This is a genomic window from Planctopirus sp. SH287 (genome assembly GCF_056500625.1).
Window position 1 is genome coordinate 3,057,160 of the sequence record NZ_CM151403.1, and the last position, 21,436, is coordinate 3,078,595.

Sequence of the window (21,436 nt, forward strand, 5' to 3'; positions counted from 1 at the left end):
TTGCTTCGGCGCACCATGACTCGATTGCCACAACATTGTAAAGCTCTACATTCTGTTTTAGCGATCGCCCCTGCTCGGGTGGCAGATCAGCCCGACGAACATTTCCAGAAACGATTTGCGACTGTGTAGTTGCTAACTGGAAATGACGCGGTCATGTTTGCACGCGGATGGCACCGAAAGGCCCGCCATGCGTAAAGAAATGTTGATGAACGTCCTCCAGCCGGAGGAAAGTCGAATTGCCATTCTGGAAGACGGAGTTCTTGAAGAACTCTATGTCGAACGGAACAGTCTCGAAAACTATGTCGGCAATATCTACAAAGGCCGCATCGTCAATATCGAGCCGAGTATCCAGGCGGCTTTTGTCGATTTTGGCGTCGGACGAAATGGCTTTCTGCACGTTAGCGATGTGGAGTATCAATACTATAAGCATCTGGTCGATGGGCCGGATGAGGCTTTCGATGACGATGATGACGACGACGAGAAGCCGCGCGGCCGTGGTCGTCCGCCCCGTCCGACGGATCGAACATCTCGTGGAAAACCACCGATTCAAGAGATCTTCCGCCGTGGCAGCGAAGTTCTGATCCAGGTCATCAAGGAAGGGATTGGCCAGAAAGGGCCGACGCTTTCCACTTATATCAGTATTCCCGGACGCTATTTAGTGCTCATGCCCGGCCTGCAACGCGTGGGTGTCAGCCGCAAGATTGGTGATGATTCCACTCGCCGCCGGCTGCGCCAGCAGCTGAAGGAACTCAATCCTCCTGAAGGCTTGGGCTTTATCATCCGGACAGCCGGGATTGATCGTTCACAGAAAGATTTGCAGAGAGATATGAACTATCTTCTCCGCCTCTGGAACGTGATTGTTAAACGGATTCGCAAGTTCCCGGCTCCCGTAGATATCTACGAAGAGAGCGACATGATGATCCGCACGATCCGCGATATCTATAACAGCGAGATCGAGTCCATTCTGATTGATGAACCCAGGGCCTATGAACGCGCTAAAGAGTTCATGAAAATCGTGCTGCCCCGCGCCGTGGATCGCGTCCAGCTATATGACGGGAAAGAGCCACTCTTTCATAAGCATGGAGTTGAAGAAGAGATCGCCCGAATTCAGCGTCGACATGTTCCACTCAAGGGGGGCGGGTCGATTGTCATTGACCAGACGGAAGCTCTCGTGGCGATCGACGTCAACAGCGGCAGTTTCCGGCAGGATGAGAACGCCGAGGAAAACGCGTATCACATGAACCTGCGGGCGGCTGATGAAATTGCCCGTCAGATTCGTCTGCGCGATCTGGGTGGCGTGATCGTCAATGACTTCATTGACATGCGGGAAGAGCGTCATCGCCGTGGCGTTGAGCGGGCGTTGGCCGATGCCGTCGCGCGGGATCGGGCACGAACCAAAATTCTGCGCACCAGTCCTTTTGGGCTGGTCGAAATGACTCGTCAACGGATCAGGCCATCTCTCCGCCGCAGCGTATATGAAGACTGCCCGTGCTGTGCTGGCACCGGTCAAGTCAAAACGGCGGAAAGCATGGCCATCGAAGTCATGCGGCTGCTCATGTTCCACGCCAACCATCAGGAAGTCACGAAAATCGTCGTGGATGTCCAGGAAAAAGTCGGGGCTTACCTGAACAATAAAAAGCGGCGTGAAATCAGCCAACTCGAGGAGCAGTATGAGGTTGTGATCAGCATTAACTCGATTTTGAGTGCCACACCTGAACATTTGAGATTCTATTGCACGAGCGATGCGGGGGTCGAGATTCGCTTTTCCTCGCCCGAAGACTCGAAAGTCCGTCGATAGTCCGTTACAACGTGTGGTTTCGCATTGAAAACATGACGGATTGGCACCGATCCGATATGGAATTTGCCTTTGAATGGCTGGCTGGTGTGCCGCCGCAGGAGTCTGGAAATGGTTTTTGCAGTATTTGAAGACGGCAGTCGCCAGTATCGCGTTTCGGTCGGTGATGTCCTGATTGTGGATTATCGCAACGAAGCCAATAACGGTGACGTGCTGACGTTTGATAAGGTTCTCCTTGCCAACGGTGGTGCCGCCAGCCTGGTCGGTGCTCCTGTTGTTTCGGGTGCTACCGTGGTCGCTGAAGTGGTGAATAACCTCTACAAAGGCCCCAAGCTTGAAATCCAAAAGCTTCGTCGCCGTAAGAGCAGCAAGCGACACACAGGTCACCGCCAAAAGCACACTCAGATCAAGGTGACGGCTGTCAATGTCCCTGATCTGGCGGTAGCCGCTCAGTAAGCCCCATGGTTGTCTTGAGCTGTTGAACATTGGAGTCGCGAACCAATCGTGGCGACCAGTTGCAGATTGAAAGCAGGCGAAACTTCAAACCAGAAGTTCCGCCTGCTTTTGTTATTTTCGCCAGAGATTTTGTCAGTCTCATTGCCAGATGAGTTTTTGCTCACCAGCGGAAGTCATAGACCAGTGGAGGCCAGACCCTACTGTTGTCTTGACGACTGTTGTTTGAACGAGTAATGTCTGTACGACTTGGGATACAGCCGCCTCACCAATCTGTTTGAGGCAGCTTCTTAAAAGTGTGATTCACAGCGGGGGCAAGTATGGCTCAAAGATCGCTTGCGTTTCTCTCGCGAGGGCTTCTGGTGCCCATTGGCCTGCTGACCCTATTCATCGTAGTGGTCACTCAACTCACTGCCGGCACGGGTTCTCAAAGAGAAGTCCAGATAGACGCTGCGAGGGAAAAAGCCCGTCTGCTGCATGACTCACTTCACACGACTTTGCATGTCGTCCATCACGAATATTATCGAGAGGACGAATCGCTGAAGCTGCCAGCGGCGACTCTGAAGTCCGTGTTCACCGAAATGAAAAATCAGCATGGAATCGAACTGCGATGGCTGGCTGTTAACGCTGAAGCGATGAATGTTGAACATAAACCGCATGCAGGATTTGAGCAACGTGCGGTTGAGGCTCTCACGGCAGGGAAGCAGGAATTTGAGGAAACAAACGAGACTCAGTACTGGCATGTGGGGGTCATTACTCTTTCCTCCGAATGCTTGAAATGTCATGCCCCACAACGAAACAGCAATCGGGATCGGGCCGCGGGATTGGTCATTTCGATCCCTCTCAAGTCGAAGTAAGAATGCCTCACACTCCCATGGTGACCGTTTGACTTAATGAGGAGATCATCCAGCCGCGTTGGAATCTGCTATCAACTCTCATAATTTCACCCTCGACTATAAGCTACCTTCTCGGAGCGCTCCCGAATGCAAGGTCTTTGGCAGTGGATGGGGGTCGAACTCGATCCCGTCAGCCACAAAGAAAAACTGGTCTCTGCCATCGGAGGCTTTGTCGCAATTCTTGCTGTTGTATTGATCAGTCAAATTTGTCTTCCAGGCCCTTCTGTCGCTCTCCTGGTCTCGTCCATGGGTGCCAGTGCGGTTCTGCTCTTTGGTGTTCCGCATGGTGCCCTTTCTCAACCCTGGCCTGTGATCGCAGGGCATGGTTTTTCCGCACTGATTGGCGTGATGTGTCGCGAATGGATTCCCGATGTGTCTCTAGCCGCTGGCGTGGCTGTGGGCGTATCTATCGGAATGATGCACCAACTGAAATGTATCCACCCACCGGGAGGAGCAACTGCTTTAACCGCGGTGATCGGTGGCCCTGCCATCACCGCTCTAGGCTTTCAATTTGTCTTGTGCCCAGTGCTGATCAACGCGGTTTGTATGGTGACTTTGGCTGTGGGCTTCAATGCGGCTTTTCCCTGGAGACGCTATCCTGCCGCTCTTGCTCACGTGTCCCGTAAGCATAATCCGGCTGCGATCCCTCATGAATCAGTGGTAGCCGCTCTGCGACAACTGGATTCTTTTGTGGATATCACTGAAGACGATCTGACCCAGTTGGTTGCCATACTTTCTGAGCAACCCCCGACAGTAAAACGGGAACAAAGCAAAACTCCGCAATCTCGCTTGTCCAACTGGCATCAGAGTTCATAAATCCCATGAGGTTCAGCGAGCAAATCGGCAAGTTTGATGAAAACGTCAAAAGGTGACATGCTATCGTCCTGTGTCTTCACCGTGCGATATGCCCGATTCGACCAGTGGTTGCTTCGAGATAGCGAGCACCCAGTCCTGAACGGAACGTCGAGAGTCCCCCGTGCAGGTCGCGACCATGGGACAAGTGAAACCTGAGCCACCTCAATTTGTGGAATTGGTATCATCACGACAAATGACCAGTCTTTTCATGAGGAAGAAGACTGGAATTCAATCCATTTGTGCTGAACCGCTTACTGAGAAAAATACGGAAACAGGCCCCATGATGAGTTCTCGTATCCTGTTATCGCGTGAAAGTCGGCGATTTCATTTGATTGGCCTCATGGCTCTCTTGATGGGGATCTTTTTTACAAGCTCTAACAAAACCTCTGATGCCCTTGGTTTTGACCAGGCATCGGGTCTGTGCCAACTAATACAACTGGCTTTATCAGGTGCGTCTCATTCACATGAAATGGCACAAGGAGAAACCACGCATTCGCAGATGTCCCCGGTTATTGCCAGGTCAGGGGATGTTGAACTAAATGCGCTAATCATTGATCGCTCCAAAACTTCAGATTTCGACAAGCGAGGCATCCCTGATCCTGTTCGCCTGGTGATTGAAATCTGGTTTAGCTTTCCGACCCCCTATGGCTCGCGAACAAAAGCGGAATTCAACGCTGAAGTCTTGCGGCGTCAATGGATGACACTCGAAGCCTTGGATGACATTCGTGACAATCAAGGGACGCTGCTGACGACAGAGCATCGTCTGAAGCAGATGGCTGCATTAGGGCGGGAAGTTCGTGTGGGCAACGGGGACAAACAAGATCGCAAACGAGTCGGCAATATTTTGAAACTGGTGATCGATGCCCCCGACAGGCGGGCAACACACCTTCCGCTGATCAAAGGGCGGGTCTCGTATCCCCAGGCAAGGGGAGTGGTGCTAAAATTCGACGATCTGGTGAAAATCAACGGCAAAATCATCGAACATCCTCTCCTTGAGAACCACCCCGTTCGAGCGACCTTCACCCCTGACCCCAACAAGGGACAGATGTTGGTGACCGTTCAAACACCTGCTGTAAAAAATGATCGGGAAACGAGAGTGATTAACTGGGATTTTGATGGGATCCGTCGACGCGTGAAACTCCTTCCTAACGTCGGTCATTACCGACGGACTGAAACCGAGATTTTCAGTACAAGAATTTACGACACAGATCGTCTTGAGAGTGCTGCCTTTGAAATCACTGTGATTGAGCCGATCGAATCTAAAGTCATTGAGTTCGAGTTTCGGGATATTGCTCTGCCGTGAACGTGATGCCTTCGTTTATCTGACTTAGCTGATAGTTAATGGGTGTCGTTTGATATCAGACATTTTACAAATTCACGCAATCAATCTCTGTTTTTTCAGGACGGAAGGGACTCCATGATAGAGACATTGCTGCGTCCATATCTTTGGTGGGTCAAGATGCGAATACTGGTGCTGGTGTCGGCAATCGTGATACCGCTCGCTTCATCGTTGATTGCCTCAGAAACTCCCGGCAGCCATTTTGTGTTTTCTCCAATCGCTGAAAGTGGCAATATTGAAATCCACTCGATTCATATCGAGCGGCAACAGAAATCAGGGGTATTCCCTGAAGAGGCTCCTTCCCAGTTGACCATCATGCTCTGGTTTAGTGAGCCAGGGGGGCAAGAACCACCACCATATGTCCAGGACATCATTTTTAGTCCGGATAGCAGGAATCTCCCTTGGTTGCCACAAACAATTCAAATCAAGAACCTGGAGCCGATTAAGGATGAGACCGGCACCCTTCTGTCGACTCCTGCACGGCTCAAACTGCTACGTGCTTTTCATGAAGACGAATGGAACTTCAGGAGAAAGGTTGTTCGTGGAAAAAGCGGATTACTGGTTCCACTGGTTCTTGAAAACCCCGCGCGGGCAGCGACTCGTATTCCTCTGATCAAGGGGAATGCCGTGATCAATACAGTGAAGGAGGTCGATTTGACATTCAGTGACCTCCCGTCGCTCAGTGGTAAACAACTGGTTCATCCACTGCTCAAGGACATTCCTCTTCGATTCGAGATCGATAATACGTACATCTTAATAGATGAACCCATCTTGCGTCTGTCCGCCCCGCGTTTCGATGCCCGGCTTCGTCGATGGGGGCTTTTTGATACTGCCGGTAAATCCGTGCTACTGCAAACAGCACCTCTTCCTCCTGTGCGAAATCAGGAGCAATCGATTCATGAGCAGCAGTACTTCACAAATCGACTTGGTGAGCACATCTTGAAGCTGACGTTGCTAGAAGTCGTTGATTCAAAAGAGTTCGCTTTTGAATTTCACAATCTTGAACTTCCATAGCAATTGGCTTTCTGGAACATCTCGCATGATGTGCATGCCAGAAGGCAAAAACTGGCAAGTTTTGTGAAACGTCAAAAGGTGACGGGCTGCGGTATGATCCTCCGTGTCTGTTTCGACGTTCTCCCTTTGCACATCATTGCCGCGAAGACCAAGGATCACAAATCACGATGCCGTCTCAGCCAAATGTCACGGAGGAACCGCCTGAAGATCGTGATCAACCCGCCAATGATGAGTCAATGACTCCGATCACCGGGGACTGCCCGGACGCTTCTGAAAAATCCGGAGAATCTGAGGTCAAGCATCGTGCGGATGATCATGTGGCGGATGATGACATAGCAATTGATCAGGATCATTCGGGTGAGGTGTCACCTCCCATGTTTCGTCCGGCTATTGATGTTCGAGACGCGTTAAATCATCCCGTCACCAGTCACATGGTGTCGGCCTCGCCATTACTCAATGTTAACGCCACTGTGGAAGAATCTCTGGCGGCAATACGTCAAGCCAATGATGTCGGTCGAGTCGTTTATTTTTATGTGGTCGATAATGAACTCTGCCTGCAAGGCGTGGTCGCGAGTCGACGACTGCTGCTTTCATCCCCAGCAACCATGATTCGATCGATCATGTCTCCCCACGTGGTTTCCATTCCTTCATCCGCCACGGTATTAGACGCCTGTGAGTTCTTTACCAGGTACAAATTTCTGGCGTTTCCTGTCGTTGATGATCAGAGAAAAGTCCTGGGGGCCGTCGATGTTGATCTTTACACCTCTGAGATCATGGAGATTGATCGGCGACAGGATAGCGAAGACCTGTTTCAACTCATTGGTGTGCATCTTACGGAAGCTTCCCAGAGCAATTCTCGTGGTGCGTTTTTCGGCCGCTTTCCCTGGTTGCTCTGCAATGTTTTGGGAGGCATGCTCTCTGCATTGATTGCCGATGCCTACGAAGACGTTGCAACGCTGGCAGTCGTGGCTCCGTTTATCGCTCTCGTGACCGCATTAGCAGAAAGCGTGAGTATTCAGTCTGTGAGTCTTGCGCTTCAGGCCTTGCATGGTCAGCATCCCACCTGGGCCACTTTTACTCGCAAGGCCGCTTTTGAAATCACGGTGGGCGCCATGCTGGGGATCAGTTGTGGCCTGGCGGTGGCAGCAATTGCTTTCGCCTGGAAGGGAAGTTTTGCAGTGTCCGCAAGCTTGTTTCTAGGGATCGCCACGGGAGTCACTGCATCCGCGCTTGTCGGGCTGAGTGTTCCTTTTGTACTGCGTCTGATCCGTCGCGACCCGCAACTCGCTTCAGGCCCGATTGCGCTGGCCTTGAGTGACGTTGTGACCTTGCTCTTTTACTTTAACTTGGGACGCTGGGTGCTGTAACACCGCACACGCCTTGCTATCAATCGGAGTCAGAGGTCTTTCAACTCAACCGACGTTGTCGGCAGCTTGGTTAACGTCAGACTCATTGGCGGGCTTCAAAGAAGGCTGCGCAACATGGAGGAATTCCCTCTCGACACGGTCGCGCTCCCGATCAAGTTGCTCTCCAGAAGCCCCCAGCTTTTTCAGAATGGCAGCTGCGAGCGAAAGACCAATTTCGGCTTCATCAACAAAGATCTTCGATGCTCCGAAATGGTTGAGTTCTTTGACATCGTGCAAGAACCGAGTTCTGACAAATGTGGAAATTTGCTTGTTCAGCATCTTGGCCTGCTGAATCACTTCCTCGCTTCCCTGGCTTTGAGCGCTGCTGAAAATCAGGTATTGAGCACGCTCAATTTCTGCCTGCTTGAGGACTTCAACTTGACGGGCATCGCCATAGACGACCGCAATTCCCTGACTGCGCAGCATGCGGAAAGTGTCCAGATTCATTTCAATCACAATTGGCTTGATCGAATTCTCTGTCAGAATCCGAGTGAGCGTCCGGCCAACGGGGCCATATCCAATAATGATGGCCCGGGCTTTATCATCAGTTTCAGCGTCATCAAGATCTGATGCCAAAGAGGGCTTAACATCCAGCCGCGAGTTAATCCGGGAACGTAAGCCTGGAATCTTATTGAGCTGTCGTTCCATATGAGGAATCATGCCGTAGAGCAGAGGGTTGAGCGTGATCGAGATGATCGCTGCAACAATCAGCCCCTGATTGGCTTCACTGGGAAAGACGCCAAGCTGCTGAGCCAATGTTCCCAGAATAAAGGAAAATTCCCCAATCTGAGAGAGGGCCACAGCCACTGAAAGTGCCGTTCGTGGAGGATATCGCAGGAAGACGACGATCAGAAAAGCCGCCAGCGGCTTGCCAATGAGCACAATCGCTAAAGTACCAAAGATAATCCCAGGGGCAGAAAATAGCTGCGAGGGGTCAAAGAGCATGCCGACCGAAACGAAAAACAGCACTGCAAACGCATCGCGCATCGGGAGGGCATCAGAAGCCGCTCGCGCACTGAAGTCAGATCGGCCCACCACCATTCCCGCAAGAAAAGCTCCCAAGGCCATCGAGACGCCAAAGAGCTTTGCAGACACGACAGCAATTCCCAGCGCCGTGACCAGCACGGTCAGCGTGAACAATTCCCGCGACCCTGACTTGGCCATTCGCTCAAAGATCCAGGGGATAACCTTACCGCCGCCGATCATGACAATGACAACAAACAAGGCTATTTTCAGTAGTGTTCCCACGCCGGCAAGCAGGATCGTCCCGATAGCAGCATCTTTCGCCAGGAACGTGGGCAAGAGAACCAGCGTGATGACCGTGAACAGGTCTTCCACCACTAGCCAGCCCATGGCAATGCGGCCAGTATTCGTATGAAGTTCCCGATAGTCTGCCAGGACACGGGCCAGTACCACCGTACTGGCGACGCTGAGAGCAAGTCCAAAAATGATCGAAGGGATCATTCCCCAACCAGAAAACATCCCAAGGCCGCATCCCAGGGCCGTGGCAACCAGAATCTGGCCGATGGCACCGGGGATCGCCACTTTACGAACAGACAGTAAATCCTGAATGTGAAAATGCAGACCCACGCCGAACATCAGCAGGATCACTCCGACCTCGGCCATCTGCTCGGCAATATCACGATCAGCCACAAAACCAGGAGTCGCGGGGCCAACGGCAATCCCGGCCATCAGATAGCCCACAATCGGTGAGAGGCCCAGCCGATGAGTGATATAGCCCAGTATGAGCGCAGCCGTAAGGCCTCCGGTGAGAGTTAAAATCAAATCCAGATGATGCACAGATCAGTGCCTTTTGCCGGGGGCGAAAAACGAGCCGGAGAAGATGGATCCTGAGAGCGAATGCTCTTCCAGAAAGTCTCACCACCGGTTGTCGGTTCTTGATGGCGCGAGTTCAACCATCAACCCTCATTTTTCGTGGAATCGGTATAAAGTCGATCATCCTTTCAAAAAGCGGCATCAGGCTTTGCTTATGAAAAGGCCTTTTCATCGGATCCGAGCGTTCCGCCTTAAACGGATGTCAGCAGGACGCGATGAACCTCGTCCAGCGAGGTGATTCCTTCACGCACTTTCAGGAGACCGGCTTTCTCCAGTGTGATCAGGCCCTCATCAATGGCAATCTGGCGGAGTTGAGTCACCGGTGTTTCTGAGAGAATTGCATGGCGCAATCGCGCTTCGACCGGCATCACTTCAAATACCGCAGATCGACCAACATAACCCGTCCCAAAATTGACAGGCGCAGGAATGCCACGAACCAGGTCAACGGTGTCCGCAAATTCAGGAGCGATATCCAGATACCGGCACTCGGCCTCATCAGGATGATAAATCTCTCGCGATTGTTGGCAGACTTTTCGAACCAAACGCTGGGAGATAATGCAATTAACAGCATCGGCGATAAACATGGGAGGAATCCCAAACTCGCGCAGCACATCAATCGTGGCGGCTGTGTCGTTAGCATGCAGGGTCGAAAGGACTCGCACACCGGTCAGGCCAGCCCGGCAAGCGATATGGGCTGTTTCAGCATCACGGATTTCCCCAACCATCACCACATCAGGATCTTGCCGCAAGACGCCTCGCAGGGCATCAGCGAAATTGAAGTTGATGCGAGGATCGATCTGGATCTGATTGATGGAATCAATCCGCCGCTCCACAGGATCTTCTAAAGTGACAATGCTTCGGTGAGGAGAATTCAGATGATCGAGGAGTGCATAGGTTGTGGTGCTTTTGCCGCTACCGACCGGCCCCACACAAATGAGCAATCCATAGGGCTTCCTGAGAGCTCGTTCTACCAGCTTCCGTTGAGTTTCCTGAAAGCCAATATCATCGAGCTTGGTAAAAACATTTTCATCGGGCATCAGACGCAACACCAGACGTTCGCCGTAAATGGTTGGGCCACTTCCCACTCGGATATCACGCGAGGCACGTAATGTTGCGCCGCTGATATGACCATCCTGAGAAAGGCGTCGCTCGGTGATATTCATCCCCGCCATCAGCTTCAGGCGGCTGATCACCTGCGGCATCATCTCGCCGGGTAGTTCCAGAATGTTATGAAGCAGTCCGTCGACTCGCAGGCGAATTCGCAACCCCGTGGGAGTGGGATCCAGGTGAATATCCGTCGCATTCAGCTGGAAGCTGCGTTCAAGCAGCAGGTCGACCAACGGTGCCGGGCCGACGACATCAACCAGTTCTCGCAATTCGTGCTGAAGAGCCCGTTGACGAGACTCACCACCGACTTCGGGGACGACAGCCATGAGCGACGATCCTCAAGAAAAAAACCTGATGGAAAAGACTGGGAGTTCACACAAGTATTGCGACAATCAAGACCTTCAACCTGCGATCCAAAGAGTCACCGGGCGATTTCAGGAGAAGTTTCCGACAGCGAGAAAACGCTCCCCTGAGTTCGGTTCAAATACTGATGAGAGGCGCCAGGATGTGATCTGAGATCTCCACAGGCAACCGCATCAATAAGTTCCAATTCTCCCGGTGAACTTGAATGCCATCCCGTGGAATCTCCCCATCGGTAACAACCCACATCCGGGCAAACCTGGAGAGAAAATTCGCTTAGAGATCTTCAATCGTTGAGCGAGGAGTCACAGCGTCCTTAGGCCCATTTGTCGCTGCCGCTGGTGTTGTAGCCGCTGGAGTGAAAGGATTTTCTACTGCTGCCGGGTTCGTGTTCGTACCAGTGGTTGGTGCGACCACTGGAGTCGCCTCTTTCGGGTTTGCTTCCGCCGTCTTTTTCACTGTCTTTTTTACAGAGGCAGGTTGAACGACATCGGCTGCTTCACGACCAGTGACAGCCACTTCGCCGGTATTCTCGCCGCCTTCCGTTGTACGGCGGAACTCTTTTGATATTGAAGGAGGGAGGAGGAATGAAAAGATCAGGAACGCGATCCCCGCTGTGACACCACTCCCTGCAAATAATCGCATGGTGCCCGTATGTGCCAGCAATCCCCAAACACCTGAAATCATCGCGAGTATGCCGCCGACAACCAGGAATCCTCGTCCGAAATAGCTGGCCCCCATCCCAAATGCGACGAGGCCACAAATTCCCACGCAACAGGCTGCCAGCAGCGCATAAGCGGGCAAAGGCGACCATTCGGTTTCGTCAATATCCGGTGCCGGTTCGACATCGCGCCGCCCCAGGGCTGCTTTGGCTTCTTCGCGGGTGTCGACAATTTTCCAGACACGATCAAGGCCCGACAAAGCCAGTACTTCTTTAACCGTGCTGTTGGCGGTCGCCACCACCATGGCACCATCCTGGACTTTAATCGCCTTCCAGACGCGAATGACAAGAGCGACTTGTGAACTGCCAATGTAAGTGAGTTCGGTCAGGTCGATCACGACTTGAGGTTTGGAAAGTTTCTGGACTTCAGAAACCGTTTCAAAGCCCGCCTGCTCAATCTCAGACCATGGAGCTTCTGTCAGCCCAGGTTCAACCTTGAGTAAAAGAAGACCACCATCAAGTGAAAGCTGGTACGAATGAGGCTTAGTCAACATGGCCACCCTGTCGAACAAAACGTGACATTAGTCAATCATTGAACGGCTTATTTGCACATTGAAAAACAAGACATCTGCCAAGTTCCTTTGTGCCATTGATCTATTACGCAGAATCCATTTTCTGCTGAGGACTCACCCACCCTTGGTATGAGAACTGATCAAAAACTTGAAAAACATAAGAACGTTCAAAAAACAACCATCAGAAACCCAGAATGATGAACATGACGACCTGATGTTTGTTTAACATCTCAGTCCCATGAAAAACCTGCGAACAGCAGTAAAGTGCTTTCCTCGACAGATCGAAATTCGACCTCAAAGATCAAACCTTCTTCTTTGCTTTCGCTTATTTTGATCAGCCATCATGGCACATCATGCGTTCCTTCGCGTTCTGCTACAATCGCGATGATCGGCATTCACGGAAAAAACACACCCAGTGCCTGGTTGTTAAGCTCTCTTATTACGGATTCTGCGGGCAAGCCAAGCCATTGTGTCCTTTTGGGGAGGTTTGTGACGAAAACCCCGAAGAAGGTTGAGAGCTGGCTGCTATTCGTCGTTGACAGGGATTTTTCCACACCCCTATAGTGAAATCATCTCATAAACTTGACGAAATCGATAGATCTTGACTGTACCTGTGGCTCCAGGGCTGTGGGTGACCTGCAATCCTCTGGTGAATCTCTTGGCAGGTCTACCAGTCGTTTTCCGAATTTCAATGACTTCTTAACGTGCTTCAGGAACTGCTGACGAATGGCGCAGCTGGGACGCATCCTTGTCGTAATCGTCGTTGCTGCCAGTCTTGGCTTTGCAGCTTTCGCTGCTTCCTTAGCCAGTGGCGGTCGTAACTGGATGGGCGATACTCTCTCCTCTCCACTCAATGACCGTTATGAATTCACCCAACAGCCGGGTGAGAAGACCGTCTACTCGGCTCTGGATCGGGCCACAAAGCAGTCAGTGGCTTCCGGCCCCATACTGCCAGAGGTCATTAATTCCGCCAAACAAAAGCTGAATCTCGAACTCAACGAGAAACTTCAGAAAACCCGAGGTGATATCGATAATCTGAAGCCCCGCATCCCTTCCCTTCAGAACATGCGGAAAGATGATGAAGTCGCGTTGGTCAATCGGGAAGAAGAACTGCTTAAAAACTTGGAAGCGGTGCGTAACCGAGTTCTTATGGCGACGGATGAAGCCGCTCGTATTGCCACACAGATTGAAAAAGTCCGGCAAGAAGGTGAAGAACGCCGAGCGGAAGTCTATCGATTGAAGAATCAGCTGGAACTCTTGCGAACCGACATGTTTGCAGCCGCTCAGCAGAAATCTGCGTTGGAAGATGAGTTGCTTCGCCTTCAACAGAATCTGGAGCGTCTCAAACGCCGACAGTTACAACTCAAACAACAACTCGGACAGCCCTACGATGAACCTGCTGCTGACGAAGCACAAGTCAGTCAAGTCAACTGATTTGTCGGCTCTGCAATCGAGGGAAAGTTCGGAAATCAAATGTTCTGTGTCTGATCGATAGAAACCATAATTTCAAAAATAATGATAAGATCATTGTCGATTGCAGTGAGCCACGAGGCCATTTGTGATCACCAATGATGTGCTGACCAACAGTAAATTTTGTTCGAGATAAATCATCAGTTTGGCAAGGAGTCGGCAGGTTCAACTGCTCAACTCAGCATCAAAAAAGGCTGAACTCTTTGTGATTCGGGGCTTGCCATGACATTCGTCGGTAAAATTCTGGTCGTTCTCCATCTGTTACTCGCAGTGGTCTTCATGGCGTTTGCCGGGGCAGTTTTTACGGCTCAGGCCAACTGGCGCGTGGCCAAGGAAAACACGCAGAAACAATTGGATAAGACAAAGACCGAACTGGCAGAAAAATCAGCGGCTCTGACGCAGGCACAGGATACCGCAGCGAAAACCCAGGAAGATCTCCGCGGGCAAGTGACGCAACTGACAGGCGAAAAGAATGCCCTCACACTCCGGAACACCTCTCTGGATGCCGAAGCCGTCCGTTTGAAAGCCCTTGTCAATTCTGAGCAACAAGTGGCTGGTCTCAGCACGTCAGAAGCGGAACAGCGTTTACTGGAAGCTCAGTTGCAGCGGGCACGCAACCTGGAATTGGAAGCCTCGCGCAATCAATTGATCACGGATAACAATAAGCTTCGTGATGACGTCTTCAGCTCGCAGATTAAACTGGATGCGCTGATCGCCAAACATGAAGAGTCATTGCGGGATCTGGCGACGATGAAGTCCTTCCTGGCCTCTAAAGATCTGCCAACAGATCCTCAGAGCATGGTCGCATCGACAGCCCCTGCACCACCTGTCACAGGTGTTGTCATGGATACCCGTCCAGCTCGTCCCGGCTCCAGTGAGTCGATCGAAATTTCTCTGGGCAGCGACGATGGCCTCATCAAAGGGCATGTCCTGACTGTTTATCGAAATGATCGATACCTGGGTAAAGTCCGTTTGAACTACATCACTCCCGATCGCGCCGTGGGCGAGGTCGTTGAACGAACAAAGAACAGTGTTATTCAGCGAGGCGATAATGTCACCACGCGGCTCTAATTCCAACGAAGCTCCCAGTCCCGGGATTTACGACGCCCTCCTTTTCGTCTCCCTCTCGGCATTGATCATGGGGATTATTTTCCTCGTGCTCGAGCTAGGTGAGTACGGCTGGAAGGTCGCCCCCTAATTTTCCCCCGAGATCTTCTTCTCAGAAGAGTCGGCAGGGGAAGTTTTGAGGATCTTTCAAGCTGCCCCACTCTTTAACGTTGGGCAGTTTTGAATATCTCCTCGAGAGATAAATTTCTGAAGCAGGCTTTCGTGATTCGATTGAGTCAGCGAATGGCTTTGATCAGCGAGCGGCGGTTCAAATAGCTGATCAGCGTTTCAGCGGCGGATTCACTGGTGTCCAACGGAACCCGTTCAATGCGGTTTCTCAGGCACATTTCCTCGAACTGGCTCATGTATTGCCCGAGAGCGGCCAGGTAATCACGTCGCACGTCTTCTGTCTGAGTCAGGTATTCATCGGGGATCTCTGCTCCTTTGAACTTGACCATCCCGGAAAAGTCGAACGTCAATTCATCGTGGTGAATCACATGAAACAGCACCACTTCATGGTTGTTGTATCGCATCCGTTGCAGAACAGGCTCTAAGGCCTCGATGTCGGTCAAAAAATCACTGAAGATCATGATGATTTCCCGACGGGCAAAACGGCCGTTCAATTCTGAAAGGCACCCCGCCATGTCGGTTTTCTCAACGGCATCACACTCATCAAGATGCCGGGCCATTTTGATGATCTGTGACATCGAATTACTGGCGGGAATCGAACCCCGAACTCGGCTGTCAAATGTCGACAACGAAACCTTGTCGTTCTGCCGAACAATGGAATAACCCAGCGTCGTAATCAGTTCTGCGGCATAAGCGAGCTTCTGCTGCTGTTGCTGGCCGTATCGCATCGAGGCACTGATGTCGAGAATGAGATGGGCAACGAAGTTCGTTTCCATCTCATATTGCTTGATGAAATAGCGATCTCGTTTGTAATAAAGCCGCCAATCAATATGCCGGGGATCGTCGCCAATGACATATTCCCGGTGGTTCGCAAACTCAACAGCAAAACCAGAAAGGGGCGACTTGTGTGCTCCGGCCAATGTCCCTAGAACCATTCCTCGCGGTTCGATTGTCCGATCGGCCACACGGCCCAATGTTTCTGGATCCAGGTATCGTGAAAGCAGGCTACCAGCCATAAGGTTGCTTCCTGAGGTCTATTAGTGATCCCTGACTCAAGACAAAACTCACACTCGTTGATTAGACCGCGAAAGCAGCCGGCTTGGTGTATTTGCGGTCAATGGGAATTTCTTCCAGCAACATGTCAATGAGCCGGTCGCTATTAATATCAGCGGCCTGTGCGGCATAGTTCGGTGCAATTCGATGCCTGAGCGCTCCGCGGGCAATAGCTCGAACATCAGCGGTTGTCGCATGATAACGACCATAGAGGACTGCTCTGGCTTTCGCACATGTCACCAGAGTAATCACACCACGAGGCCCCGCTCCCCAGTTCACCCATTTATTGACGAAGTCACGGGCTTCTTCCGACCCCGGACGTGAACTGCGCACCAATGCCCAGGCATAACCGAGAACCTGGTCGCTGACAGGAACTCGGGTCACCAGCTTTTGATACTCGACAATATCCGCCGCCGTCAGCACCGGTTCAACGACGCCCATCTCTCCCGAAGTCACCCGGCGAGCCACTTCCCATTCATCCGCAGCGGTCGGATAGTCCACGCGAATATGCAATAGAAACCGATCCAGTTGCGCTTCAGGCAGTGGGTAAGTTCCTTCTTGTTCCAGCGGATTCTGGGTGGCCAGCACGAAGAACGGATTGGGAAGCTTATGAACCTTTCCACCTGCTGAAACTTGCCGTTCCTGCATCGCTTCCAGCATGGCTGCCTGAGTTTTCGGCGGGGTACGGTTAATTTCATCCGCCAGGATCATATTGGCAAACAGAGGGCCGGGAAGAAATCGATATTCCCGCTCACGGGTCTGAAGGTTTTCCTGAATAATATCTGTCCCCGAAACATCACTGGGCATGAGATCGGGAGTGAACTGAATTCGTTTGAACGACAGGTGCAGTGCTTGTGAAAGCGAACTGATCAGCAGTGTTTTGGCCAGGCCCGGCACCCCTTCGAGCAGGGCATGACCACGCGCAAAAATCGCGACCATCACCTGCTCAATGACATCTCCCTGTCCAACGATGACTTTAGAAAGCTCATCACGCAGTTTGTTATATGCCTGTTCGCATTTCTGGACAGCCGCCAGATCGTCATTGGCGACATCGCCCCGCAACTGCTGTTCGTTCATAGAAGCTTCTTTCATCAACTCAAAAATGAATGTTCTGCGGCGGACGAAAGGTCAGTAATACGACCATTCTGTCCTGACAGGTTGAAAACATGACAAAGAGAAGTGTCTCAACGCGGTCAGTCCACACTCTCGAAATATCGTTTCAGTTTTTCTTCATAAGCGCGAGGGGGTCGTCGTTGACTGTTGGCACGAATGGCACCTCGAAGTTCTGGAGGAAGCTTCGCGAACCAAGGTTGTTGTTCAACCGATCTTGAGTTGGCTGCGGTATCGCTGCCGCTTCCTTTTTCTTTTGGCTTTAGCGAAGGATTTGAAGGGTCTCGCGGATCATCCCCTGCTGCTACCAGCCCTTTGTTTTCTGCCGTCGGGCCACCTTGAACACCTTGCTCAGCCGATGATTGCGACGCACTCGAAGAGGATGCCGAGTCAGACATGGCCTGAGAATCAGTTGACGATTTTCCGGGAGCTTCGCTAGCCGCCTGAGCCAATGCGCTGGCACTACTGGCCGCTCCCTCATCTCCCGGCGCAGCCATGTCCGCCAGTGCCGCATCTAAAGCGGATTGCACAGCACTTCCCGCCATCATGCGGGCGGTCACTTCCGGCGAGGCGGGAACAAAATCGGTGCCCAACTCCTGAGCAGAGGATCCATTCTGTGAAGGAGAACCGGCTTCACTTCCAGCAGGTTTTCCACCAGGCCCTGGCGATTTCGGCAATGGAGGATTTGTTAACGCGGAATTTTTGCCTGATTCAGCTGCTGATGACGCGTTCTCTCCGGAGGCACCTGCGTCATCTCCTGAGGGACTTTGTGCTGCATTAGCTCCCATTTCTGAGGGGGGAGTGAGGCCGCCTGTGAATTCGCTGGCGGCTGCCAGTGCCTCTTTCAATTGAGGATTACCCACAGCCTGCTGCCCGGAAAGCTGAGCCACAGCTTGCCCCGTTGCCTTCTGGGATTGGGCAAACTGTTGAGTCGCCTTCGCAAGCTCTCCGATATTCACAGGGGATTGACCACCCGGAGCCGGAGTTGCTGTGTTCGCCAGATTTCGCTGGGCATTGATCTGTTCCGAAGCTGCTTGCTGAGCACGGGCCTGTTCGCTGATCGCCTGCGCCATCTCAGCTTCCCGCCTTAATTGATCCTCAGTAGCCGCCAGATTTGCGGCAGCCCGAGCGAGATGCGTTTCCAATTGATCACGATTGTGGGTTAAATCTGCTGCGGCAGGTGTCGCCTGGTTCATGTCCTGAGCTTGTTTCTGAGCCTGAGTCTGAGTCTGAGTCTGAGATTTTGATTGTGTTGCCCCCGATTTTCCTGCGGTCTTGCTGGAAAGCTGGCTGGCTGCCTCCAAAGCTGCAGCGGCCGATTCGTCAACTCGCGCGACAGCCGATTTTAGCTCATCGGATTTGCGAGCCGCGTCGGCCAGTTGATTCTGTTGATCTTTGGCCGCCTGCTGCATCGCGGTTTTCAACGATTGATTGGCTTCGTTCAAAGCTGCCAGAGCTTCTTCCTGCTCACTGCCTGCGGCCTGCTTATCTGATGCTGCCAGTTTTTCGGCCGCCTGTGTTCCTGCTTTCTCGGCTGCAGTCAGGGATTGCGCGACGTTGTCAGTCGCTTCAGATGATGTCCCCATCATGGCTGTGGCTGCCTTCGCTGATTTCGCCGCTGATTTGATGGCGGCATTGGCAACGTCCTGACTTTTTGTCTGTATCTCCGCCGGAGTTGTCAACGCTTTGGGTGGCTGGGATGCCAATGCTTCCGCGCGAGTTGCCACCTCCTGGCGAGCACTAGCCAATGCCTCACTCGCTTGTTTTTGAATTCGTTCTGCGGCTTCGGCTTTTCCTGAGGCCAACTGTTTCGCCGCTTTTTCCGAAGCATCCGCCGCCTGTGATAACGCTTCTCTCAACGAGTTTTCCTGCGGGAGTTCACGGGCCGTTCGATCAGCCGCCGCCTTAAGACGATCAGCAATCGCCTGCTGCCCAGCGGCCTGTTCGACTCGTTCGTTCGCGGTCATGACTGCCGGAGAAGGGGTCTTGTCAGAATCTTCTTTCTGGGAAGCGGGGTTATTCTTGTTGATTGAATCCTGATCATGAGTGAGTTGGTTGAGTCCTTTTTCAATCGACTTCATCGCCGCTGATTCCATCCGGCCACTGGCTTTCAGCTGAGCTTCAATCGCTTCATCGACAGCGTTCTGTGCTTTAACAAGTTCATCCAGTGCATCGGTGCGGGTTTCCATTTCTGTGGCGAGAGTTTCTTCCGTTTTCTCTTTCACATGGGCCGCTTTCTCGGCCTCATCAAGGAAGTCTTTCGCCAATGCTTCTGCTTTCTTCGCAACTTCTTCCCGAACCGATTTCGCCGCTTGCGCCAACTGATCAGCCGCAGCCTCGGCTTCTTTCTTTGCTGAAGCGACCAAAGTTGAAGGAGCTTCGGCTTTCTCTGCTTCCTTGTGCACTTGATCTAATTGATCAGCCGCCTGCTTTGCTGATTTTTCGGCTTCTGCCAGCGTTTCTTTCAATGCGGGACTGATTTCACCCACACCCGATTTGATCGATTCCGCCACTTCCGCCACGCTTCGGGAGCGATCAGCCAATGTCTGACTTGTGGCTTTCTTATCGGTCTGCTTTGCTTGGTCTGCCTTGTTTGTCTTGTCTGGCTGATCAGTCTGTTCTGTCGAATGATCCGCCTGTTTTTGAGAGGCGGCCAGTTCTTGCGTTTGATTGGCGACGTCACGTTCTTCAGCCGCTGCCCGTTCAAGAACCTCTGCCGCTCGTGCCAGCTCGCCAATCTCTAATGCGGTCGCTTTTCTCTCCGCAGCCAACCGTTCCCGTTGCAATGCTGCCTTCGCGAGTTCCAAAGCCTCTTTGGCCTCGACCAAGGAGTCATTTTTCATTTGCGCTGCGGGGACAGCCGCCGCCCGTGTGGCTTCGGCAGCGAGATCAACCGCTGTCTCGGCATTCTTGGGAAGTCCTTCAACCTTCTGAGCTTCTTCCACCCGATCACGTGCCAGAGCAACCTCTTCGGCAGCGGCTTGACGAGTCTCTTCACTCTCCTGAGGCAATTTTTCCAACGCGGAGTCGATTCGCTCAGCAGCGGCTTCAATCAACTTTTCCGCCGCTTTGAGCTGAGCCGCTTCTCCCTTTAATTCACTCGCCGAACGGTCTGTCGCCGCGTTCATGGTCTGGCGGGTCAACTCGGCTTCCAGGGCGGACAAGCGTCCGATGACCGAATTTTGCTGGGCCAATGCTTCTGTGGGGGCATTCTCCAGAAGTTTCGCTGTCGCATCAAATGCCGACTGCGCCGCGGCTTGAGCATGATCTTGAGCGACTTGTGTCCCGTGCAGTTCTTGCCCCAATGAAACCAGTTTCTGCTGTAGTGCTGACTGTGCCGAAACAATTTCTTCAGGAATCGAAACTGTTGTCTCTAACTTGGAGACCTGATCCCGCATTTGCTTCTGGGCAGCAATCAGTTCACGAACCTTTTCCAGCACCTGCTGTTCGCGGGAATCCAAAAGTCCCTGTGTTTGCTCAATGACGCGCAAGAGATCCTGAAGCCCGGCAATCACGAGCGTCTGGCGATGATTGGCAGACAAATAATCAGCCGCGATCAATTGTTTTTCCGACTGATCAAGATGCTGTCCCACTTGCTTTTCTGCCAACAAAGCCAGGCTGGCAGTGGCCCCTTCACCTATCGTTCCGCCCCAGGTGCGAACATCGGCAAGCGTCTCGACCAATTGAACGAACAGCCCACTCACGTCCCGTTGATCTTCCCGGGTCTTAATCGCTAATGCTTCCTGCAATGTCTTCGACTCCTGCGGGATACGCAGCGTTTGCTCCTGAGCCTTCGTTTGCAAAGCGATCAGTCGACGAGTCTGCTCGGCAAGTTCGGCAGACTTCAATCGGCGCAACAGGCTTTGCCGTTCGGCTGACAAGCGGATCACGACATTGCGGATCGTTTGCCGCGCTTCAATAAAGCTGACTTCCCGTTGATCTGGAGGAAGCTGCTGAGCATCTGCCAATTGCCGTATCACTTGTGCCATCTCGGAATCAACGAGCTTGCCGATATTGGCCCGCATGACGCTGATGTCTCGATAGACCGTCAGTTCGGTTAAGCCATTTTCTTCCAGCTGGCGCAGTTGCACATCCAGCACACTGGTCAGAAGATCGCGAGCCATGGTCCGTGCCCGCTGTTGATCATCCTGTTTTTTACGCAGCAGCGCGCTATCAATGGCTGGAGGAGGGGCCGCCCAGAGTTCCGACGATGATGTCAACGTCTGGCTGAAGAACGGCAGACTGAAGAATGCCAGACTGGCGAACGCCAACC

Annotated in this window: 16 protein-coding genes; 10 read left to right on the forward strand and 6 right to left on the reverse strand. The window is 52.3% G+C overall.

Translation table 11 applies throughout. The features are described from left to right. The first annotated feature begins 187 nt into the window (after nt 1-187). The 7 genes from SH287x_RS11260 to SH287x_RS11290 all read left to right on the forward strand — a co-directional run bounded on the left by SH287x_RS11260 (nt 188) and on the right by SH287x_RS11290 (nt 7,719). Nucleotides 188-1,798 carry an Rne/Rng family ribonuclease gene (locus SH287x_RS11260; RefSeq protein WP_479514410.1) on the forward strand — a complete coding sequence of 537 codons (1,611 nt, stop codon included), beginning with the start codon at nt 188-190 and terminating at the stop codon, nt 1,796-1,798. Between the two features lie 108 nt (nt 1,799-1,906). Continuing rightward, entirely contained in the window at nt 1,907-2,251 is a 345-nt protein-coding gene (gene rplU / locus SH287x_RS11265; protein WP_479514411.1) for a 50S ribosomal protein L21, read from the forward strand. 317 nt (nt 2,252-2,568) lie between these two features. After that, entirely contained in the window at nt 2,569-3,105 is a 537-nt protein-coding gene (locus SH287x_RS11270) for a c-type heme family protein (RefSeq protein ID WP_479514412.1), read from the forward strand. A 126-nt stretch (nt 3,106-3,231) separates the two neighbouring features. Next, a complete protein-coding gene (locus SH287x_RS11275) occupies nt 3,232-3,960 on the forward strand; it encodes an HPP family protein (protein WP_479514413.1) in 729 nt (242 codons plus the stop codon). A gap of 319 nt (nt 3,961-4,279) precedes the next feature. After that, nucleotides 4,280-5,302 carry a hypothetical protein gene (locus tag SH287x_RS11280; protein ID WP_479514414.1) on the forward strand — a complete coding sequence of 341 codons (1,023 nt, stop codon included), beginning with the start codon at nt 4,280-4,282 and terminating at the stop codon, nt 5,300-5,302. A 114-nt stretch (nt 5,303-5,416) separates the two neighbouring features. Further along, on the forward strand, nt 5,417-6,352 hold the full coding sequence (locus SH287x_RS11285; RefSeq protein ID WP_479514415.1) for a hypothetical protein: 936 nt from the start codon (nt 5,417-5,419) through the stop codon (nt 6,350-6,352). Nucleotides 6,353-6,519: 167 nt separating this feature from the next. Further along, a complete protein-coding gene (locus SH287x_RS11290) occupies nt 6,520-7,719 on the forward strand; it encodes a magnesium transporter (RefSeq protein WP_479514416.1) in 1,200 nt (399 codons plus the stop codon). Nucleotides 7,720-7,764: 45 nt separating this feature from the next. Here SH287x_RS11290 and SH287x_RS11295 read toward each other — a convergent pair whose 3' ends face one another. The 3 genes from SH287x_RS11295 to SH287x_RS11305 all read right to left on the reverse strand — a co-directional run bounded on the left by SH287x_RS11295 (nt 7,765) and on the right by SH287x_RS11305 (nt 12,276). Continuing rightward, nucleotides 7,765-9,558, reverse strand: a complete 1,794-nt coding sequence (locus SH287x_RS11295; RefSeq protein ID WP_479514417.1) for a cation:proton antiporter — start codon at nt 9,556-9,558, stop codon at nt 7,765-7,767. Between the two features lie 227 nt (nt 9,559-9,785). After that, nucleotides 9,786-11,027: a GspE/PulE family protein gene (locus tag SH287x_RS11300; protein ID WP_479514418.1), complete on the reverse strand. Its 1,242-nt coding sequence runs from the start codon at nt 11,025-11,027 to the stop codon at nt 9,786-9,788. Between the two features lie 310 nt (nt 11,028-11,337). Next, entirely contained in the window at nt 11,338-12,276 is a 939-nt protein-coding gene (locus tag SH287x_RS11305) for an STAS domain-containing protein (RefSeq protein ID WP_479514419.1), read from the reverse strand. 744 nt (nt 12,277-13,020) lie between these two features. Between SH287x_RS11305 and SH287x_RS11310 the strand changes: the two genes are divergently transcribed. The 3 genes from SH287x_RS11310 (at nt 13,021) to SH287x_RS11320 (ending at nt 14,962) form a co-directional block, all read left to right on the forward strand. Next, nucleotides 13,021-13,728: a hypothetical protein gene (locus SH287x_RS11310; protein WP_479514420.1), complete on the forward strand. Its 708-nt coding sequence runs from the start codon at nt 13,021-13,023 to the stop codon at nt 13,726-13,728. Nucleotides 13,729-13,986: 258 nt separating this feature from the next. Further along, on the forward strand, nt 13,987-14,835 hold the full coding sequence (locus tag SH287x_RS11315; RefSeq protein WP_479514421.1) for a hypothetical protein: 849 nt from the start codon (nt 13,987-13,989) through the stop codon (nt 14,833-14,835). Further along, nucleotides 14,816-14,962: a hypothetical protein gene (locus SH287x_RS11320; protein ID WP_479514422.1), complete on the forward strand. Its 147-nt coding sequence runs from the start codon at nt 14,816-14,818 to the stop codon at nt 14,960-14,962. The genes SH287x_RS11315 and SH287x_RS11320 overlap by 20 nt, the downstream gene beginning before the upstream one ends. A gap of 145 nt (nt 14,963-15,107) precedes the next feature. Here the strand turns inward: SH287x_RS11320 and SH287x_RS11325 are convergent, their stop codons facing one another. From SH287x_RS11325 to SH287x_RS11335, 3 genes are all read right to left on the reverse strand, one after another. Further along, complete coding sequence (locus SH287x_RS11325; RefSeq protein WP_479514423.1) at nt 15,108-16,016, reverse strand: DUF58 domain-containing protein; 909 nt, start codon at nt 16,014-16,016, stop codon at nt 15,108-15,110. A 61-nt stretch (nt 16,017-16,077) separates the two neighbouring features. After that, nucleotides 16,078-17,130: an AAA family ATPase gene (locus SH287x_RS11330; RefSeq protein ID WP_479514424.1), complete on the reverse strand. Its 1,053-nt coding sequence runs from the start codon at nt 17,128-17,130 to the stop codon at nt 16,078-16,080. A gap of 116 nt (nt 17,131-17,246) precedes the next feature. Continuing rightward, nucleotides 17,247-21,434 (reverse strand): coiled-coil domain-containing protein, encoded by a 4,188-nt coding sequence (locus SH287x_RS11335; protein WP_479514425.1) that lies wholly within the window; start codon nt 21,432-21,434, stop codon nt 17,247-17,249. Nucleotides 21,435-21,436 lie beyond the last annotated feature (2 nt).

Excerpts from the sequence above, each read along its gene's own strand:
- SH287x_RS11260 (WP_479514410.1), top strand. The coding sequence starts at position 188 with ATGCGTAAAGAAATGTTGATGAACGTCCTCCAGCCGGAGGAAAGTCGA.
- rplU (WP_479514411.1), top strand. The coding sequence starts at position 1,907 with ATGGTTTTTGCAGTATTTGAAGACGGCAGTCGCCAGTATCGCGTTTCG.
- SH287x_RS11270 (WP_479514412.1), top strand. The coding sequence starts at position 2,569 with ATGGCTCAAAGATCGCTTGCGTTTCTCTCGCGAGGGCTTCTGGTGCCC.
- SH287x_RS11275 (WP_479514413.1), top strand. The coding sequence starts at position 3,232 with ATGCAAGGTCTTTGGCAGTGGATGGGGGTCGAACTCGATCCCGTCAGC.
- SH287x_RS11280 (WP_479514414.1), top strand. The coding sequence starts at position 4,280 with ATGATGAGTTCTCGTATCCTGTTATCGCGTGAAAGTCGGCGATTTCAT.
- SH287x_RS11285 (WP_479514415.1), top strand. The coding sequence starts at position 5,417 with ATGATAGAGACATTGCTGCGTCCATATCTTTGGTGGGTCAAGATGCGA.
- SH287x_RS11290 (WP_479514416.1), top strand. The coding sequence starts at position 6,520 with ATGCCGTCTCAGCCAAATGTCACGGAGGAACCGCCTGAAGATCGTGAT.
- SH287x_RS11300 (WP_479514418.1), bottom strand. The coding sequence starts at position 11,027 with ATGGCTGTCGTCCCCGAAGTCGGTGGTGAGTCTCGTCAACGGGCTCTT.
- SH287x_RS11305 (WP_479514419.1), bottom strand. The coding sequence starts at position 12,276 with ATGTTGACTAAGCCTCATTCGTACCAGCTTTCACTTGATGGTGGTCTT.
- SH287x_RS11310 (WP_479514420.1), top strand. The coding sequence starts at position 13,021 with ATGGCGCAGCTGGGACGCATCCTTGTCGTAATCGTCGTTGCTGCCAGT.
- SH287x_RS11315 (WP_479514421.1), top strand. The coding sequence starts at position 13,987 with ATGACATTCGTCGGTAAAATTCTGGTCGTTCTCCATCTGTTACTCGCA.
- SH287x_RS11320 (WP_479514422.1), top strand. The coding sequence starts at position 14,816 with ATGTCACCACGCGGCTCTAATTCCAACGAAGCTCCCAGTCCCGGGATT.
- SH287x_RS11325 (WP_479514423.1), bottom strand. The coding sequence starts at position 16,016 with ATGGCTGGTAGCCTGCTTTCACGATACCTGGATCCAGAAACATTGGGC.
- SH287x_RS11330 (WP_479514424.1), bottom strand. The coding sequence starts at position 17,130 with ATGAACGAACAGCAGTTGCGGGGCGATGTCGCCAATGACGATCTGGCG.